At 41.2% G+C, this 17,638-nt stretch carries 15 protein-coding genes and 1 pseudogene; 4 read left to right on the top strand and 12 right to left on the bottom strand.

Features of this window, described 5'->3' with window-relative positions:
* Positions 1–24: 24 nt before the first annotated feature.
* From NBH07_RS14555 to NBH07_RS14545, 3 genes are all read left to right on the top strand, one after another.
* Complete coding sequence (locus tag NBH07_RS14555; RefSeq protein ID WP_009018690.1) at positions 25–780, top strand: glucose 1-dehydrogenase; 756 nt, start codon at positions 25–27, stop codon at positions 778–780.
* 186 nt (positions 781–966) lie between these two features.
* Positions 967–2,385, top strand: coding sequence for an adenosylhomocysteinase (gene ahcY / locus NBH07_RS14550; RefSeq protein ID WP_009018691.1), 1,419 nt, complete (start codon positions 967–969; stop codon positions 2,383–2,385).
* Positions 2,386–2,487: 102 nt separating this feature from the next.
* Positions 2,488–3,615, top strand: coding sequence for a glycosyltransferase (locus NBH07_RS14545; RefSeq protein ID WP_009018692.1), 1,128 nt, complete (start codon positions 2,488–2,490; stop codon positions 3,613–3,615).
* 43 nt (positions 3,616–3,658) lie between these two features.
* Here the strand turns inward: NBH07_RS14545 and NBH07_RS14540 are convergent, their stop codons facing one another.
* From NBH07_RS14540 to NBH07_RS14485, 12 genes and pseudogenes are all read right to left on the bottom strand, one after another.
* Positions 3,659–6,163, bottom strand: coding sequence for a YfhO family protein (locus NBH07_RS14540; protein ID WP_009018693.1), 2,505 nt, complete (start codon positions 6,161–6,163; stop codon positions 3,659–3,661).
* Positions 6,164–6,186: 23 nt separating this feature from the next.
* Positions 6,187–6,948 (bottom strand): glycosyltransferase family 2 protein, encoded by a 762-nt coding sequence (locus tag NBH07_RS14535; protein WP_009018694.1) that lies wholly within the window; start codon positions 6,946–6,948, stop codon positions 6,187–6,189.
* Positions 6,945–7,799, bottom strand: a complete 855-nt coding sequence (locus NBH07_RS14530) for an AlbA family DNA-binding domain-containing protein (protein WP_009018695.1) — start codon at positions 7,797–7,799, stop codon at positions 6,945–6,947. Before NBH07_RS14530 ends, NBH07_RS14535 begins: the two co-directional genes overlap by 4 nt.
* A gap of 94 nt (positions 7,800–7,893) precedes the next feature.
* Entirely contained in the window at positions 7,894–9,150 is a 1,257-nt protein-coding gene (locus NBH07_RS14525) for a glycosyltransferase family 4 protein (protein ID WP_009276677.1), read from the bottom strand.
* Positions 9,147–9,266, bottom strand: a pseudogene (locus tag NBH07_RS14520) (cell filamentation protein Fic); the annotation flags it as partial. The gene NBH07_RS14525 and the pseudogene NBH07_RS14520, both read right to left, overlap by 4 nt.
* An 11-nt stretch (positions 9,267–9,277) precedes the next feature.
* Positions 9,278–9,931, bottom strand: a complete 654-nt coding sequence (locus NBH07_RS14515; RefSeq protein ID WP_009018697.1) for an RNA/DNA-binding domain-containing protein — start codon at positions 9,929–9,931, stop codon at positions 9,278–9,280.
* 101 nt (positions 9,932–10,032) lie between these two features.
* Positions 10,033–10,842, bottom strand: coding sequence for a glycosyltransferase family protein (locus NBH07_RS14510; RefSeq protein ID WP_009018698.1), 810 nt, complete (start codon positions 10,840–10,842; stop codon positions 10,033–10,035).
* 17 nt (positions 10,843–10,859) lie between these two features.
* The gene (locus NBH07_RS14505; protein WP_229045757.1) at positions 10,860–11,918 is read right to left on the bottom strand and encodes a glycosyltransferase family 4 protein; all 1,059 of its coding nucleotides are present in this window, start codon (positions 11,916–11,918) and stop codon (positions 10,860–10,862) included.
* Positions 11,919–11,923: 5 nt separating this feature from the next.
* Positions 11,924–13,051, bottom strand: coding sequence for a glycosyltransferase (locus tag NBH07_RS14500; protein WP_039849106.1), 1,128 nt, complete (start codon positions 13,049–13,051; stop codon positions 11,924–11,926).
* Positions 13,048–13,971, bottom strand: a complete 924-nt coding sequence (locus NBH07_RS14495) for a glycosyltransferase family 2 protein (RefSeq protein WP_009018701.1) — start codon at positions 13,969–13,971, stop codon at positions 13,048–13,050. Before NBH07_RS14495 ends, NBH07_RS14500 begins: the two co-directional genes overlap by 4 nt.
* A gap of 1 nt (position 13,972) precedes the next feature.
* A complete protein-coding gene (locus NBH07_RS14490; protein ID WP_009018702.1) occupies positions 13,973–15,106 on the bottom strand; it encodes a glycosyltransferase family 4 protein in 1,134 nt (377 codons plus the stop codon).
* Positions 15,103–16,545 (bottom strand): lipopolysaccharide biosynthesis protein, encoded by a 1,443-nt coding sequence (locus NBH07_RS14485; protein ID WP_039849107.1) that lies wholly within the window; start codon positions 16,543–16,545, stop codon positions 15,103–15,105. Before NBH07_RS14485 ends, NBH07_RS14490 begins: the two co-directional genes overlap by 4 nt.
* Positions 16,546–17,000: 455 nt before the next feature.
* On the opposite strand from NBH07_RS14485, the gene NBH07_RS14480 reads away from it, so the two are divergent.
* Positions 17,001–17,444, top strand: a complete 444-nt coding sequence (locus NBH07_RS14480) for an HU family DNA-binding protein (protein ID WP_009018704.1) — start codon at positions 17,001–17,003, stop codon at positions 17,442–17,444.
* The last annotated feature ends 194 nt before the right edge of the window (positions 17,445–17,638 follow it).

Here is a 17,638-nt window from a genome sequence, read left to right as displayed (position 1 = left end):
TAACAAAATGTAAATCAAATGATCATGACAAAGACAATGGAAGAGAAAGTAGCTTTAGTAACCGGTTCAGCGATGGGTATCGGACTCGCTTGCGCTGAAGCCTTCGCCAAGGCTGGATACATAACCGTATTGGCAGACATCCGTGAGCCGAGAGAACAGGTAGAGAAATTAGTAGCCGAGGGACATAAGGCCGTAGCGTATCGGTGCGACGTATCAAACACGCAAGCCGTAAAAGAGATGATCGACTGGATCGTAGCTACCTACGGAAGACTGGACGCGGCTCTTAACAACGCAGGCATACAAACACCGCAACGCCCAATGGCGGAAATCACCGACGATGAATTCGACCGTACCGTGGCTGTGGATTTGAAAGGTGTCTGGAACTGCATGCGTTATGAGATCCTGCAAATGCTGAAACAAGGCGGCGGCGCCATCGTCAACACCTCATCGCAAGGCGGAGTCACGGGATTTCCGGGGCAAGCGGCCTACATAGCCTGTAAGCATGCCGTTATCGGACTGACACGTACCGCCGCTATCGACTATGCGGCAAAGAACATCCGCATCAATGCCGTATGTCCGGGCGTTATCCGTACGCCGATGGCGGAAGACTTAATGCGGCGTGACCCTTCCTTGGAGAAGGAGCTGGTGCGCGACATTCCCGCAGGGCGGCTCGGTAAACCGGAAGAGATCGCCAACGCCGTACTTTGGCTATGCAGCCCGCAAGCGAGCTTCGTAGATGGACATGCGTTATTGGTAGATGGAGCCTTCAGTATTCATTAAATCGCAAAACTACAGAGAGTCCAATACTGCAACAGCATTGCAGTGTTACTACAATGCGGGTTGCAGTAACGAACCCACCGTACCCCTCAGCAAGCCTCTGCCCTAGATGGAAATTCATAGATAAAGAACACCTACTATCAACGCTTTTTCGTACCTTCGCGTCTCAACCATTTATAGTATTAATTTATGTCACAATTATTTCCAACTAATCTGCCTTATAAAGTGGCAGATATGAGTTTGGCTGAATTCGGTCGCAAAGAGATCGAGATCGCCGAACACGAAATGCCGGGATTAATGGCGCTACGCCAGAAATACGCCGATCAGAAACCCTTGAAAGGCGCACGTATCACCGGCTCACTGCATATGACTATTCAGACGGCAGTGTTAATCGAAACATTAGTTGCGTTGGGAGCGGACGTTCGCTGGGCTAGCTGTAACATCTTCTCCACACAGGACCATGCGGCGGCGGCTATCGCAGCTGATGGCGTACCGGTATTCGCTTGGAAAGGCGAGACGCTGGAAGAATATTGGTGGTGTACGGACATGGCGCTTCGTTTCCCGGAAGGCAAAGGTCCTCACATGATTGTTGACGATGGCGGTGACGCTTCCTTATTGATTCACATGGGCTATCGTGCGGAGAACGATGCGGAGACCATCAACCGCAAAGGCGGGAATCATGAGGAACAGGTAATTCTAGATACATTAAATCGTATCCTTCAAGAAGATAACAGCCGTTGGCACCGTACGGTAGCCGAGATGAAAGGTGTGTCGGAAGAGACGACCACCGGTGTTCACCGTCTGTATCAGATGATGGAGAAAGGTGAGTTGCTGGTTCCGGCTATCAATGTTAATGACTCCGTGACGAAATCCAAGTTCGATAACTTATATGGTTGCCGTGAGTCTTTGGCGGACGGCATCAAGCGCGCTACGGACGTGATGATCGCCGGCAAGGTGGTAGTCGTGGCCGGATACGGTGACGTAGGTAAAGGCTGCTCTCACTCCATGCGCACTTACGGAGCCCGTGTATTGGTGACGGAGATCGACCCGATCTGCGCCCTGCAAGCCGCTATGGAAGGTTTCGAGGTTACGACCATGGAAGAGGCCGTGAAAGAGGGTAACATCTTCGTTACAACCACCGGAAACTGCGATATCATCACGATCGAGCATATGACACAGATGAAAGATCAAGCGATCGTATGTAACATCGGTCACTTCGACAACGAGATACAGGTGGATAAGCTTGTCAACTATCCGAATATCAAGCACACGAATATCAAACCTCAAGTGGACAAATATACGTTCCCGAACGGAAATTCCATCTTCTTATTGGCAGAGGGACGCTTGGTAAACTTAGGTTGCGCTACGGGACACCCGTCATTCGTAATGAGTAACTCGTTCACGAACCAAGTGCTTGCCCAGATGGACTTATGGCAAATGGCTTATGAGGTAGGTGTATACCGCTTACCGAAACGCTTGGATGAGGAAGTTGCCCGCCTACACTTGGAACGTATCGGCGTGAAATTATCTACATTATCACAAAAGCAAGCTGATTATATCGGCGTACCGGTAGAAGGACCGTACAAGGCCGATCATTACAGATACTAATTAATTGAAGATTGAAAGTTGAGAATTGATAATGAAGGGAGGGCAGCTCCTGTAGTTCTCGATTCTTAATTTTCAATTTTCAATTCTTAATTTTCAATTACCATGCGTTTCGCTATTCTCTCCCCCATTTATCCCTATCGTGGCGGTATCGCCCAATTCAGCGGGATGCTCTATACGGAATTAGTAAAAGAAGGTCATGAAGTAAAGGCTTTCAACTTCAAACGCCTTTATCCGGATATCTTATTTCCCGGCAAGACTCAATACGTAGAAGCGGGAGACCGTGCGATCGAAATCGAGAGCGTGCGAGTATTAGATAGCGTCAACCCGGTTAGTTATTTCAGTACCGTAAACGCCATTCGTTCCTATGCGCCGGACGTACTGATTATCTCTTACTGGATGTCCTTTTTCGTTCCCGGATACGCCCACGTAGCGAACCAGATGAAGAAGCATTGCAAGGTAATCACCCTTATCCACAATGCGATTCCCCATGAGCCGCGTTTCTTCGACAAGCCTTTAGCTTCGTTACTTTTCAAGCAATGCCATGGCTTTATCGTGATGAGCGATAACGTGCGGTATGATTTGCGGAAACTTTACCCGGGCGCTAAATATATCCAGAACCCACACCCGCTTTACAATCATTTCGGGAGTAAGATCAACAAGAACGAGGCGTGCCGGAAATTAGGAATCCATCCGTCCAAAAAGAATCTTCTATTCTTTGGACTGATACGGGATTATAAAGGATTAGATCTGCTGATAGAAGCGATGGGACAGCTTAACGAGGATTACCATCTCATTATAGCCGGCGAATGTTACGGTAGTTTCGAGAAGTATCAGGCTCTGATCGATGCATCTCCGGCAAAAGAACGTATATTCGTCCACTGTGAATATATCAGCGACGAGGAAATCCCCATTTATTTCTCAGCGGCGGATGCCTTGGTACTCCCCTATCGCTCCGCCACTCAAAGCGGTGTCGTATCCGTAGCCTACAATTACGATTTACCTATGTTAAGTACTCCCGTAGGCGATTTCAAGAACAGCATCGAAAAGCCGGGTACAGGCATCGTAGTGCCTGAGATATCTACGACGGCCCTCGCCCAAGGTATCGAGGAACTTTTCACCCCCTCACAGCAAGCCACCATCCCTGCGAACATATCCAAAGAAAAAGCAGCCCTCTCGTGGGAAACCCTAACGAGAAAACTGCTCGATTTTATCAATAGCGGTTTCATCTAGTTGTAGAGACGGGGCGTGCCCCGTCTCTACAACCAACCGGAATTTATATCTCTTTTTGCTTTCTAGCTTTCCAAACCGAATATCCTACCGCACCAATCAATAACAACAAGATAATCAACGAACTGAAAGAAGTAACATAAGCCGCCGTAATATAACCTTGCGGTCTAAACTCAAATACGATCTGATGCTCTCCTGCAGGAACTAACATAGCCCTTAATATCCAATCCGCCCGGAAATGCGGAGCGGGCTTCCCATCAATCGTAGCCTCCCATCCCGGTTGATAATAGATCTCAGAGAATACTGCTAATTGCTCAGAATTAGTCTTCGTCGTATAAACTAACTTATTAGGGCGATAACTATCCAATGTTATCGTAGCGGTAGAGTCCAATTGAGGCGTGAAACCTTTCACCTCATCAGCGAAACGTTTATCGACAACCGCCGTCGTTAACGGATTGATCGTATTCAACGCCGCTATTTCCGCATCCGCATTCTCCACGACCTCCACTTTATCCACAAACCAAGCGTTGCCGAAAGCGAACGGATTTCTCAAAGGCGGTTGCTCCGGATTATAGATAATATAACGTGTATTGAGCATATTCAAGGACGGGCAAGCAGCGAACGCCCCCATCAAATCCTCCGCGGTCTGCGCTTTCTGGAAAGCCCCGATAACCGAGTTAAGCTCTCCTTGCAGACGGTGGTCGATCAGTTCTTGGTACCGTCTCAGCTTCGCAGCGTAATAACCACCGACGGAATGGTGATAGTACGAGGTCGTTGTCTCCAAGAAAGGATTATTCAAATTCAAGACACGATAAGAAAGGTCCTTATCCTTCATGATTTCTTGATCGGCTACCGTCTCTTTATATACCTCTGTAGGTTTCTGGCGGATAAAGTTACTATCGTTCAAATACCGTTTATCCACCGTCCATAAGTCAACCAACATCAAGACCGCAACACCGATCCCTACGAATGTCGCCACCTTTTTCCGATCTTTCGAGGTATAGAACCAGAACAACAAAGCCGCCCCTAATAAGATAAAGACCAAAGAGCGCAACGCATCCGCCGAAGCCAAGGAAGCACGATCCATTAACAAGGCGTTGTAATACCAATCCGGCAACTGATATTGAGCGTCGAAAGAAGAACGGAAATCCAACAGCATACTCGGCATCAACCAAAGGATTAAAGAAAGCCCCCCCGTGATAGCCAAAGCAGCGATCAATCCTTTCTTCAACAAGGCATCGCTCACGGTCTCCGATAACACCTCTTTCAATCCCCATATAGCGATAATAGGAAATACCATACCCGGAATAACCAATGCCATCTCTACGGTACGGAACTTATTATACATCGGCAAGTAATGGAACATAAAGTCATTGAAGCTATCAAAATTACGTCCCAATGCCAGCAATATCAAAAAGACAGAACCTCCGAACAACCACCATTTCATCGGATTACGGATCACGAACATTCCCAGAACAAACAAGAAGCAGACCAATGCCCCGAAATAAACCGGCCCGGAAGTAAATGTCTTCTCTCCCCAATAGGTAGGAGCCTGTACCTCTTTTCCGACTTGAGCGCCTTTCGCCCTTAATTCCTTATATAGCTCAGAATCCGGGCCTAGCATTCCACCTGAACTTCCACCATAGGCATTCGGGACCAACAAGGTCAACAACTCCCCTTTTCCATAGCTCCAAGCGAACGCATAATCCTTGTCTAAGCCGGAAGAAATCTTCTCGCCCGAAGGGGTCGTTGTCGTTAATTCCGTAGCCCCACGGATAGAGTTCTGTCCCAAATCCCATTGAGCATACATATTCTGGGCATTCGGCAACACCGCCAATATCACGCATCCAGCCATAATAGCGGTTACCGTACCCAGTTCTTTATAAGCTTTTTCCTTCAGTTTATTGAACAAATATCCCAAATAAACGAAGAAGCAAAGTAATAATAAATAATAAGTGATTTGCAGGTGCGTATTCGCAATAGAGAATGCGACACCCAACAAGAACACGACCGCCCCCCATAAATACTTACGCTTGAACAACAGGGCCATACCCGCCAACGTTAATGGCATATAAGCGATTACATACGCTTTCGTGACATGGCCGGCCTCTATAATGATCAGATTATAAGATGCTAAAGCGAAAGCGATAGCACCAGCGATCGCCAACCACCAATTTACGCCCATGACACACATCAAGATATAGAAACAAACGAATCCGGTAAACACCATCCCCGCATCCATATACCCCAGCGCTTTTAAAGGCTTCTCCACTAAAAGATATCCGGGAAATCGTGGAGCCGGATTTCCATATCCCGACACATAAGGCATTCCGCCAAACATAGCATCAGACCATGCGCTGAATTCTCCCGGTTGGGCCGTCTTCTCATATTCATCCATCTGGCTATTCCCCATACCGATAGCCTTTTCCGTATCCCCTTGCCGGACTACCTTACCCTCAAATACGGCCGGAGAAAAATAAATCACCGTCAATACCAAGAATACGGCTATCGCTGCGATATGTTTTCCCCATTTACTCATTATACTCCGCATAAAACTTATCTATAATTTATTGTTTATACTCTACCTTTAAACCATTTGGCAAAATAGAATCTCACGGCGAACCAACCATGCAACAGAATCGTCGACACCTTGCCATAATACTTACACATGACCTCATATCGCTCCTTTAAGGAAGCTTTCCGGTTCACACTACTTAACCCTTCCTCCAAAAAATTAGACAGGATCAAACGTGTATTATGTATTCTTTTCGATCGTCTCAGACATTGGATACACCAATCATAATCCGCCGTCAAACGGTATTCCGTATTATATAACGGAGCGATCTCCCGTTTTGATATAAACGACTGGTGACAAACCAACATTCCCATCCGGAAGCTTTTCCAAGTCAGTTTCTCCGGTGCTTTCAATCTGCGCATCCCTAATGATCTACCCTCCGCGTCAACGATCCGGGTCTCTCCGTAAATCACGTCTGGCAAAGATACTTTCTTTTTCAAAGACGCCACAATTCTTTGCACGGTATCTGCGGTATAAAGTGTATCCCCCGCATTCAGGAACCACACATAATCCCCCGTAGCCCGCTTCAATCCCTTATTCATAGCATCATACAAGCCTTTATCAGGCTCGCTTATCCAAGAAGCGATACCGGACTCATATTGCTTGATGATCTCTACGGTCTTATCCTTCGACGCTCCGTCAATCAATATATACTCGATATTCGGATACGACTGGCTAAGTACGCTCAATATCGTACGCTCCAACCATCGCTCCGCATTATAGGTGATCGTTATGATCGAAAATGTAGGTTGCTGATTCATTGTTGTTTCTTTTTATATGCTTGATTAGGATGATTTGGAGTAGTAGGATATAAACGTTCTAAAAGCCCATCTTTCAATAATTGAGATACTATCTTATTCTTCAGATATTTTGAAGTACGTCGGGTTTTTACCGCGATCTCCTCGATTGTTAAATACTTACTTGAGCAAATTTCTACAATATAAGACTTTAATTCTGAGCTTTTAATTTCTTGCATATTTCTGCCAAGGTGTCCATCTTTCTTGTCCGAGGTGTCCATCTTTTCATTAAGGTGTCCATCTTTCTTATCCGAGGTGTCCATCTTTTCATTAAGGTGTCCATCCAAGTTCTCAAATAAACTTCCTTGTTTAAGTCCTATTCCCTTATTCAAATGATAAGAAGTCCAACGTCCCTTATTCTCTGGATTTAAATATCCTTGCGAACATAAATCTTTTAACATAATAGATATCTCCGAGGAATGTTTATTAAGTAAACCCTGTAATCGAAGATTTGAGACAACCCCTTCTATCTCAGCGGTAGACAATATAACCAAAGCATCCCCATACATATTACGAACATCCTTAGCCGTCAAAAGGTTAACGCTCACTTTTTCTTTATTGTTTATCTGATTCCAAAAATCATCAAGCCACTTACGCACAACATCCTCTCCTAAACCATCCAAATAACAATAATTATCTTTTTCGGAAACGCCAAGAATAATTGTACCTCCCTCGGAATTAGCAAACGCAGAATAAGACTCCCAAAGAGACCGAGGAAGCCCCCCCTTCGCACTTTTGAACTCCAGATCATACGATTCGTTCAAAACGCCTTTTTCTTCCAATATCTCTAAAACATTTGATAAATACTCTTTCATCTCATAGCATTCCTTCCTATACTATATAGTAACTTCCATTTTTCACAAAAGTAACTATATTCTTGATATAGATGAAATATCCAAAGAATTCATTCTAAGGCGAAGTTAAACTCCGATACAAATCAATATACCTCCCCGCTACAACCGATTCTTGATAACAATCATGGACCTTTCGAATGCAAGCCTCACTTAATTGTAAAGATTCCCGGCTATCTATTATCCACTTAATTCCCTCCGCTAAATCTTCAGTATCCTTATATTTAGCTACATACCCATTCTTCAAATGATCTATCATCTCTGGAATCCCTCCTGTCTCAAATCCCACACAAGGCGTACCGCATGCCATCGACTCCATAATCGTATTGGGTAAGTTATCCTCCAACGAAGGAATAACGAACATATCGGCACAGGCATAAACGGAAATCATAGAGTCTTGATCCGATATATATCCCAGCGTATTCACCTTAAAAGGAAACTGGCTAATCAATTCTTCCGAGCTATTTCCCATCAACACGATTTCTATGCGATCTTGGTATTTCTCTTTTAGTTTTTCGCAAGCCTCGATCAAAAAAATCGCTCCCTTCCGGGTATCTGAAAGCTTAGCGGCGGCAAAAAGAAGAAGGAACTTATCTTCCGGCAGGCCGAATCGTTTACGGGCCACCCGCTTTTCCATACGCTTAAAGGCTGTCACGTCAATCGGGTTAGGAATCGAGGTAAAACAGGCTGTTCTCAACCAATTGCCTTTTTTGGCCTCTTCCATTATCCATCGGCTACAACCGACAAATGTAATCTTAGATAACCCTATTTTCCCTTTCTCCTTAAAAACAGAAGCCGCTAAATCAAAAAACGGATTTCGTTTCAGCATCGGGCACTGATAACAATTCGATATATACTTCTCACATCCTCCCGGATAATGACAAATAGCCGTAGCAGGCCACAAATCATGCATAGTCCACACAATGGGTTTTCCGGTATTTACTAATTTCTTGATATCAGAAAGAGACAAAAATCCTTGATTCACCCAATGCAGATGAATCACATCCGCCTGTTGCACTAATGGGTGCTTCGATAAGTCCGTGCCTGTATTGGCTATGGAAACTTGAAAGAGGTTCTTCTTGCTAAAGAAGTTACAGATAAAGATTATCAGTCGTTCCCAAATGAAACGAAAAGAATTAAGCCTATGTGAAGTCCATGAATTATTTACAGAGAAAACTTTTACATGGTCTGTTTTCCGATCACGTACTAACATAGAAACCTCTACACCAGATTTACCCAATGCTTTCGCTAGTCGGTTCGCGGCGACTGCCGCTCCACCAGTTAATTCAGAGGTATTTAATATCAATATCTTCATGACTTCTCTATTATTTTCCAATAACCATTTTTATCTGCACCTACACGTTCTATGTAATTCTTATCTTTCAACGCCTTCATTATTTTGCGAATATATTGTACCGTTAGCCGCAACTCCGCAGCTAATTCTAATTGAGTAACAGATGGCTTATTTGCAACGAGCCTATAGACAGCTCTGTATCAGTAAGCTCATTTACCCGCTCATGAGAAAAAGTTAAGTACAAAAATCCCATCTTATACTCATACATAGGAGCGGATAATCCCTCAGCTACGCAGTTATCAATAATACGTTGTGTTCCCCGCCCCCAACTTTCCATAAAACCTGCCTTGTAAAAGACATCCGCTATCAATTTATTATGAGGTCTAGAGGGGTGAGATCGAGATAAATCCTCCTCGATCACACTTTCCCATGTCAACCCCATTTTCGCAGCCAAGAACATATTTAACTGATTCCCTTGTAACTCGGAAGTAACGCTTCCACTCCGGGTATAATACCGTCCATGCACGGAAATCGGCATGGCAAAAGGTTGGACTTCTATTTCCAAATATTCCTTACCTGCCCTTTCCTTTAAATGGATAAGAGGCATAATACCTGTTTTCTGAGCGATAAAGTTCGGAAGTTTCTCAATCAACTTCTTTGGCTGCTCTATCCCTACAACTTCTCCTTTATCATCGATACCGATATATAATACACCACCCTCCGTATTACAGAAAGCTGATATATAACGGGTATATTCGTCATGCCATGACTCCTTAAATTCGGTATGTTGGTTTTCTTTCATTCTATTGTAACTACTCTTATCAACCCAAAGGTACTGAACATATTAGATTAAACAATAATGCTTTATGAATATCAAGTAAAAAATTCAATCAAACGACCCTATCAATCATGAAAAAACAATAAACACTTTTTGTGAAAGTATCTCAAATACTTACTTAAATCAATGAAAAATCTAAGTAAAGCAGGTTTATAATTAATACAGCCCACATGTTCTATACCTTTAGAATGAAAAAAAGTACCTTTATCTCTAAAAATTATTTTTGCATGTATGGGGAAAAAGAACTTCTCTGGTTTTCCATATATGGTATCCACAATCTTTATTTTTTTATTTAGTAGATACCTATTCAAATAAGACTCATCAGCAACAGCTGCTATATTATTTTTTTCCACATCTATATCTACCGCAATCATACACTGTTCAGCAAGTTCCAAATATTCCTTTGTACGTCCACCATTTAATCCTCCTTGAAAGTAATACACTCCTTCATCATAAGAAATATAAGCCAAGGAATTTGGATTTCTATCATATGGAAACTTTTTAGGAGACTTTATTTGATATATATGCCAAGATAAAGCCAATAAATAACCCTCGCTCTCACATGGAATCAGTTCCTTACTCAGAATTGTCCGTTTAAAAACAACATCCCCGTTGAAGAAAAACAAATAATCACATTGAGACAAAGCAGTCCTATGTTCATAAAACATTTTAAACCTATACAATGTATTATTTCTTCCCCCTAAGTCTTTTTGATACAATTTTACAACAGATTCAGGGAAAAAATCATCGCTATCTGTAAATACAAAATAGACTTTTTCAGCATCCGGGAACAAATACTTCTGACTCGTTTTATAAAAATCATCCCACAAGCTCAAATATTTACCTATTCCTATATATAAAATTCCTATTTTCATTCCAACTAATTTTTTAACTATACGGTCAACAAAGCCAAAGCTATTTCCTTTGTACATCGTTCTAAATTATATGTACGTTCAGCCAATCGTCTCGCATTTTCCCCTAAACGCTTGGCTTTTTCTGGATGGCTACTCAAATATTGGATTGCCTCAACCCAACCGTTCACATCCCCATATGCGATTTTTATTCCAACCTGCTCTTTCTCTACATCAAACGGAAAGGTCGGATTATCCGTAGATAGTATAGGTAATCCGAGAGCTAAAGCCTCTACCAACGAAGTAAGACCAACAGTATATGGAAAATCCAAACAACAAATCAAAATAGCAAAAGCGTTATTCGTTTTCTCTGCCATTTCAAGATGAGTGGAATCTACAATATGGAAATGTATATTCTCTTTTAACACACCTATTTCTTTTTGCACAAGTAGTTCATAATCACTGACTCTTCCTCCAAATCGAGTCGTATAAATATCACAGGATTCCGTTAACTGACTAAAAGCCCGAATAAGCGTTATAAAATCACGATTCTCTCGCCCTGTAGATATAAAATGAGATGAGGTTTGCCTCTTAGCTATCAAACGATCATAAAAAGCCAAGTCTCCTCCCCAATGAACCACAAAGGCATTTTCCTTCTTTAACTTTTTTGTTTTCAAAGATTCGCTCAATAAGACCTCACTAAAAAAGAACATTCTATCAATCCCTTTATAGAAAAGGGCAGACCCCCATCTTCTAATAGAACTCTCTGGAACTACCACTGCCGTATGATGCCAAATCACAATAGGCTTTCTAAATAAGCCTAATGCCCTCATAAAAATCAATAGTTCCAAACCTGTATGAGTGACCGCATAAACCGCATCATAACTTTGAGAACAAGACAATATCTTTCTCAAGTTGTAAAACATCAGTTTCCACTTATGAAGATAGGGATTGAAGGGAAAGGTATGATATATACATTCAACACCATATTGAGATAAATGTGTCAGACCATATAAAAGATGTCCGGGAATCTTTCCTGCCCTCCAATCCTCATAATAAGATTTAATGGGCACCATATGGTAATAATAAACTTTCATCATCAATTCTATTTATTCAACAAGTCATCTAATCGGTTCATAAAATTAGCAAAATATGTATCATAACTATTTAGCATCTTATTCTCCTTAAGTCTCAACTCTGATAAAACAGGAGTCATATCCAAAGCTACTGTCAATTGCTCTACCAGCCCATCTTTTGAGTGAGAATCAAAAATCGCACCATTCTCTAAAGGATTAACCAAACAGGCGGCTCCTGCCGCAGAAGAGCATAAGGTATAACAACCTGCCAATAATGCCTCATTCACCACCGCTCCAAAACGCTCATAATAACTTGGCAGCACAAATATCTGGCCGACATTATAACAAGCATATAGATCCTTACCTTGCTTTTTCCCAGCGAAAATCACATGGTCAGCCAATCCATTTCTCTCCGCATGTCGCTCTAAAGCCACTCGCTGATCACCATCACCAACAAATAAAAGAATAACCTTAGGATACCTATTTACAACCAAGGCTAAAGCATCCAGTAAAAAGAATAAATTCTTGATATCTATTAAACGACCAACAAACAACAAGACTTGCCTTCCTTCCAAATGATACGTATCCTCCAATATCTTAGAAACAGGCAACGCATTCTCCAATAGCAACCTAAAATCTTGATCTTTTTGGATAATCGGGAAAAACAAAAATTTCTGCTTTACCCGAAAGCGTTTAACATACCAAGACAGCACATCATCGTTTGTCAAGATAATGCCACTGTAAAACTTAACCGCGATAAAACGCATACATCTTTTCACAAGACTTGCGCTTTCAGCAATCTCTTTGCTATCATCACAGATCGTAAAAATAGACAATTTCCAGTTGAATAGAAATTTATAAACCAACAATAATAAACCCAATATATTATACTCACTACAAAACACCACATCCGGCTGTTCCTTCCTCAATATTGAGAAAACCTGTGTCCTAAGATTCTTAATCCCGAATAATCCCGAAGCCAGAAAGCGAGGTACAAATTCCAATCGCCCTCTCAACTCATCTTGAGCGAATGATTGCTCCAATACATCTCCAAACTCAAAATAGAATATAGCATCAAACTCCTTATTCAAGGAATTAAAAAAATCTACTCGATAAGGAGCTATCGCCGGATGAAAAACCACAAGTTTCTTTTTCATTTCAAAATGCGTTTTATCTTTTCGGAGTTCCATACTTTCCTATTTGTCTCCAACTTCATTTTCCAATAAGAACGTCTTTCCGAATTTCCCAACAATAAGAATTGAAGAATACGAATATAACTTTTCAACTGGGTAATAGCAAAGATCAATCGGCAGCCAGAGATACCATAAACCTTTCGAAAATAAATGTATTGCCCCTCATATAAAAAATAAAGACGAGATTGCTTTATATAAGAAGCACGGCCCTCCAAATGTGTGATCTGAGCCGAAGGCACTGAATATATATCCCAACCCGACTGATGAATCCGAAGACACAATTCTGTCTCCTCATAGTTCATGAAGAAATCCGCATCAAAACCTCCTCCTATCGAAGATAACACTGATCTCCTCACCATCAAATCCGCACCAGTAACAGAAGCCACCTTTATCGGTTTCCCTTCGTGATTGAAAAACAAAGAACGCCCAGACGAAAAACATAGTGAAGGTATATATAAGATCCCCAATAACTCCCATAAAAAAGACGGATATTTACGGCTAAAAGAAGTGGTCGCATTTCCCTTTTCATCGTATAGGTTCCCTCCACAGGCCCCTACAGACGGATGATCTTTCATGAAACGACAAAGTATATCTATCGCATTATTCCGTAAAACTGTATCTGGATTCAAAAAAAAGATATACTCTCCTGACGCATACTCAAGACCAAGATTGTTTGCTCGTCCAAAACCTAAATTTTCAAAAGCTTGTACACATACCGTTTGGGGACAATACTTTCGTATCAACTCTAGATCACATTCTCCAGAAGCATTATCGACAACAATAAACTCATACTCAAACTCCTTCGTATTTTTCTGCACAGACTTAATGCTATCCAGTACCAATGACGCAGTTTTATAGTTCACATAAATGATAGATACATCCATTTCACAAACTATTTGATTCAAAAAATCTTTTTATTATAACACGCCAAGAAAGTTGCACGGGATCAAAATCCGCAAAAACATCCAAGTTTGTCTCACCCGCTATCACTGATTGTAGTCTTGAAGCTAACATATCACTATTATCTTGCTCTACGAAAGATCCATACTTACCCTTTATCAAATCTTCTGCCGCACCGACTTCTGTTGATATTATATAGTTTTTAAACCTTAAAGCCTCATTCAAAACCAACGCATAACTTTCAGATCTAGATGTTAAGACAAAAATTTTAGATCTGTTATAAAAATCCCACAACTTCTTCTTATCATAGATAGCATCTACAACAATCACAGATACCTTTTTTTCCGGATACTGTCGAAAGAAATCATTAATCCTTAGTCTAAAAGACTCTTCTACTGGACCAATCAAATAAAATTTCCAATCTTTTAAATCAACTTTAGCTAAGGCATTCAACAACATTTCAGTATTTTTCTCAAAAGTGCCCAAACGCCCCACTGTTATCATTATATTTTCTTTAATATTTCTTTCTTGAAACCTCATTGAGATCAATTCATCCTCATCGAATCCATTTTCTAGAATCCTTAATTTCCTCTTAAAACAATCTGACAATAAATTACTAGTCATTAATTTCTTATAGTAAGTAGATGTTTCACAAGTTAATAGATCTACCTTTTCCAATGATTGAAGCAAAATATATTTCTTGATCTTATCCCTTAAAAAGCGACTTTCTGCCAAGAACAGCGCATCTATATAGCCATCAAGCTTTACATATACCTTTCCTCTCTTATTAAAGAACTTATATAGCAATATCATGATCGCTGTCATTAATGTATAATGAAAACGAAATAGAATATCTATACTTCTCGCATTTTTGAGTAAGTAAACAACAAAGTTCCATTCTCTATAAAGGAAAAAGCTCGTCGTATTACCTAAGCTTCTCAAAGCCGAAAGCTTTACACCTTTTATAGAAGATGGAAAATCTTTATTCATGGGGGTACTAGGATAGACAATCTCTACTTCATCCCCATATTCTTGTTTCCAATAATAAGGAAAAAGATAAACATCCTTACCCAAATGTACCTCCTCAAAGTGATTAAATATCAACACAAATCTTCTCATACCTTACCTTTCCGCAAATACTCCAATATTTCCTTAAATATGATCGAGTTACCCAGCCACATAATTATCATATAAAAAATTACTGATAATACAATCTTCAAAATTAATAGTACCAGTACATGCTCTATCTGAGAAGTTACAAACCAAGCGATAAAAAACGACAGGAAAGTCGCCAACACATAAGGCAATATATCTTTTATTATATGTATTAAGTGTAAACCTATAAGCTGTGAGGCAATATAATGCCAAAACAAAAGTCCTAGAAAGTAAACGCTGATGTAAGCCCCTAACATATAATATATACCATAACGCAGAAAAGCAAACACACAGAGAAGTTGTATCATCCCAACAAAAACAATACCCCACATATACAAATCAGACTTCCCATGAGAGATCAACAGGTTTGAATATAGATTCCATAAGAAACTCACCGCTCCCCATATGCAAAAAAGTTGTAGGAAGGGTACGCTGGGTAGCCATTTATCTCCGATAAGCACACAGATAAATTCTTTTCCGACAAAAGCAAGACCAAGCATCACCGGAAAGGATACGAAGGAGCCAAAACGGACCATTTTCCTGAACACATTCCTTTGCCGGCACAAATCATCCCCCACCGAGACTAGAACCGGTTGAGCGACACTATTGATCATCCCTGAAATAAACGTATTACCCATACCCTGCCATTTATTACCTTGAGAATAAAATCCTACTTGTCGAGCATCATAGAACCGCCCTAATAATACAGAAAATATATTCGTATTAATTTGGGTAAACACATTGGTCAAGAAGAGCTTCACGCTAAAAGAGAACATATGCCTCAATGGGGAAAAATCAAATTCAAATGTAGGACGCCACGGAGAGACATAGCACTTCAGCAAAGAATTAATCGTCACGTATGACATACTCTGCAAAGCGATCGCCCAATAAGCGAAGCCATTTAAGGCGAGACTAACCCCTATAATCCCCGAGAAGAACAAAGACAGAATATCAATTTTGGCCTGTTCCTTAACCATCAGCCTTTTAAACATGACCGTATAAGGAACGGAAGCAATCCCAGAGACGAAAAAGCTAATGAACAAAACACGGGATAAAGCTGTTAGTTCCGGTCGGTGATAGAACTCAGAAATCAACGGCGCAGCCAGAAACAGCACTAAATATAAAATCAAACCGATAAAAAAGGTAAACCAAAACACCGCATTATAATCCTTATGAGTCGCATTTTGATTATTTGTTAGCGCTACCGTAAATCCACTATTGATAATCGTACCAGCAATTCCACTAAATATCGCCAACATCCCTACCAACCCATAATCCTCCGCATTAAGAATCCGAGCCAGATAAATACCAAACAACATCCCCAGCAACTGCTGTACCCCATTGCTCACCCCTCCCCAGAAGAGCCCTTTCGCTGTCTTATCTTTTAGTGATTGTTCTGCCATTTGATATTTACGGTAAAAGTGCCACAAAGATAAACATTTACTCTTGGGTAACGGGCAAAACCCGGAAGCTTTTCATACTTTATGTATAAAATAACAAATAGTACGTATGGAAATATGAATTAGTATCAATAGAAAACACCAATTAGTATCAATAGAAATCCGGATTTCTATTGATACTAATTAAAAAGTCTCGCACCTACTAGATATAATAAATTAACAATCAGAAATATACAAAACAAACCCATTCTAATATAGCTTATTGTATATTTTTACATTTTACTAGTCTTGCGAACTAAAGGAAGCGAAACAGGCACTCGTAGACTAATAGCCACATACACGGACATTGACAGACATAAACCGACACAGACCGATTTGCCTCATACGGCTCGCGATACCTTTGTCATGTTTTCGAAAACAAGGTAATTCATTTAATCATCTTTTAAAATTTAGAAATTATGGCAGTAAAGTACAGATTGATCGAGAGAAAGAACTTGGGTAACGACAAGACAGAAACACCCAAGAAACAGTATGCGCAAGTGGTCTATGGAGATCTTGTAGAGTTCGAGACTTTCCTCGAGGAAGTGGCAGATGGAAGTGGAGTAGGCTCCGCCCAAGTCAAAGCGGTACTCGACCGTATCAATATCGTGTTGAAACGAAATCTCGCGCAAGGGCGCAGGGTGAATGTAGGCGAATTGGGTAATTTCCGTTTTGGGGTAGGTTCTACGGGAGCCGCTACCACCGAGGAGTTTACCACCAGTTTGATCAAAGAGCCTAAAGTCGTCTTTAGCCCCGGAAAGGCCTTGAGAATAGCTAAGAAACTCACTAATTTCGAGAAAAAGGAACTCTCCGAACCGCAAAGCGGGGGTAGCCAAGACAGCGAAAGCCCTGACGAGATCTAAAATCTCAATCTCTATTCGCGGTGGATTTATGCTTTCAATACGTAAATCCACCGTATTGTTTCCAATATAAAACAAAAAGCAAGCGGATGCGTTTCTACATCTTAAACGTATGATGATTATCATCCGAGACGAGAAACGAACCATCCAAGTCCAAGAGAGAACGATCGAGGTAGTCCCTATCTGGGAATGGATTC

Source organism: Parabacteroides sp. B2-S-102 (genome assembly GCF_023656665.1).
Taxonomy (GTDB): Bacteria; Bacteroidota; Bacteroidia; order Bacteroidales; family Tannerellaceae; genus Parabacteroides; species Parabacteroides distasonis.
This window is presented reverse-complemented; position numbering and strand designations above follow the sequence as displayed.